Genomic DNA, 2,141 nt, shown 5'->3' on the forward strand with positions numbered 1-2,141 from the left:
CGCGGGATCGGTGCCCGGCGGGAACCGGCGATCCAGCTCGGCCCACACCTCGGCGCGGCTAACCACCGGGCCAGGCGGGACACCGCCAGTCCGCCCGTCGCGCTCGTTCTGCTGCCTGGGTCAGCCTCCGTCGGTCGACACCGGCCGGTAGTCGAACCAGTCGAAGGCGGCGCTGCCCTCGGTGACGAACAGACCGAACACCCGACCGGTGAAGCCGGCGGCGACCTCGGTGGACAGATACCGACCGTCGAGTTCGGCGAGGACGACCGGGCCGCCGGCGGTCTGCACCTCGAAGCTGACCATGTCGCAGGCGGTGGGGCGTACGCCGAAGGGAGCCCCGGGCGCCCCCACCTGGTCGGCGGAGGTCACCGTTGGCGGGAGCAGATCGTGGGTCCGGGTCGCGATCGTCAGGGTGACCGGCCCGGCCGGCACCTGTCGCTCGCCGAACACCTGGCGGAACGGTCCGACCCGGCCGATGACCCGGACGAGACCGCCGGACACCTCGATGTCGTAGTGGTGGGCCTCGTCGATGCGCAGGGTCAGGCCGGCCCGCCCGGTGCCGGAATCGACGTGGACGGCGGCTCGGCAGTCGTGGTGTCGCTGCCGATAGCCGACCATGGTGGCCCCGGCGCGGTCGAGGGTCGCCCCGCCGGCGTGCAGGGTGAGCCAACCGGGTCGTTCGGTCAGCGACCAACTCCTCTCCGGCCGGCCCCGCAGCGATATCCAGCCCGGTGCCAGCTCGGCGTCCTCGAAGTCGTCCCGGTGGTCGCCCGGGTCGGGCGGCGCGGCGTGGGCGGGCGGGCTGCCGGTGGGAGCGGTCATCACCTCCTCGACCGGGCCGGCCACCGGCCAGCCGTCCACCCACCGCACCGGCACCAGGAAGGTCTCGCGGCCGAGCACGTGGTAGGGCGGCCACTGCCCCTTGGCGCGGATGCCGAGCAGCACCATCCACCAGCTGCCGTCCCCGGCCTGCACCAGGTCGGCATGACCGGTGGCCTGGATCGGCTGGTTCGTGCTCCGATGGGTGAGGAACGGGTTGACCGGGCCGGGCTCGAACGGGCCGCGGATGCTGCGGGACCGGGCGACGGAGACGGCGTGCCCGGTGTGCGTACCGCCCTCGGAGACCAGCAGGTACCACCACTCGCCGATCCGGTACAGGTGCGGGGCCTCGGGGTACTGCCCACCGCTCCCGGACCACATCGGCACCGGGCCTTCGAGGACGGTGCCGGCCGCCGGGTCGATCCGGTAGGACTCCACCCCCGAGACGGTCACCCAGCAGTCCCCGTTGTCGTCCCAGGCGAGCGAGGGGTCGATGTGCGGCAGGTCGAAGTACACCGGATCGGACCACGGTCCGGCCGGGTCGGTGGCGGTGACGATCAGGTGCCGGCCGATGTTGACGTTGGTGGTGACCATCCAGAACCGGCCGTCGTGGTGGCGGATGGTCGGGGCGTAGATGCCGCCCGAGGCGTCGACGCCCGTGGACAGGTCGAGCTGGCCGGCGCGGTCGAGCACGTTGCCGATCTGCCGCCAGTTCACCAGGTCGCGACTGTGGAAGATGGGTACGCCGGGGAAGTACTCGAAGCTCGAGCAGACGAGGTAGTAGTCGTCGCCGACCCGACAGACGCTGGGATCGGGGTGGAAGCCGGGGAGCACGGGATTGCGGAAGGCGTGGGTCGCGGACACTCTCGAAAGTCACCCTTCGTCACGTCGGTGGCAGCGGTGACGGCCGCAGCAGACCAGTCATGCTGATCGATGCTATGTGGTCCGCGGGCGGCCGTTAGCCGTCGCCCGGGTGCCGAGGCCAGCGCCGTCGCTTCGCCCAGCAAACGGCATGGGGGCGGTCGCCGGGTCCGGCGGACTGCGACGAGGCCTCGCCCGACAGACTGCCGCCGACTGAAGTTGCGGGGTGGTGCGGCGGAGTCGTTTCTGGGCGCTCGTTGCTGGTGCCGGTGTAGTGGCGTCGCCTTTGGGTGCTGGTTGGCGGCATGGCTTGGGTGTGCGCCCGGCCTGCGCTGGTCCGCGTGGGTGTGTTTCCCATATCGTGGGGGTGGGCGCGAGATCTTGGACAGTTCCCGTTACGCGATAACGGGAACTGTCCAAGATCTCGCGTGGACGGGGCCCGGTTACCCGATCAAGGTTGC

At 71.4% G+C, this 2,141-nt stretch carries 1 protein-coding gene; it reads right to left on the bottom strand.

Annotated features, from left to right (window positions below):
• Positions 1-120 precede the first annotated feature (120 nt).
• Positions 121-1,683, bottom strand: coding sequence for a glycoside hydrolase family 43 protein (locus AB0M52_RS33435; RefSeq protein WP_363961843.1), 1,563 nt, complete (start codon positions 1,681-1,683; stop codon positions 121-123).
• Between the last annotated feature and the right edge of the window lie 458 nt (positions 1,684-2,141).

Origin of the sequence: Micromonospora sp. NPDC051296, assembly GCF_040682255.1 — a bacterium.
GTDB classification, from domain to species: domain Bacteria; phylum Actinomycetota; class Actinomycetes; order Mycobacteriales; family Micromonosporaceae; genus Micromonospora; species Micromonospora craterilacus.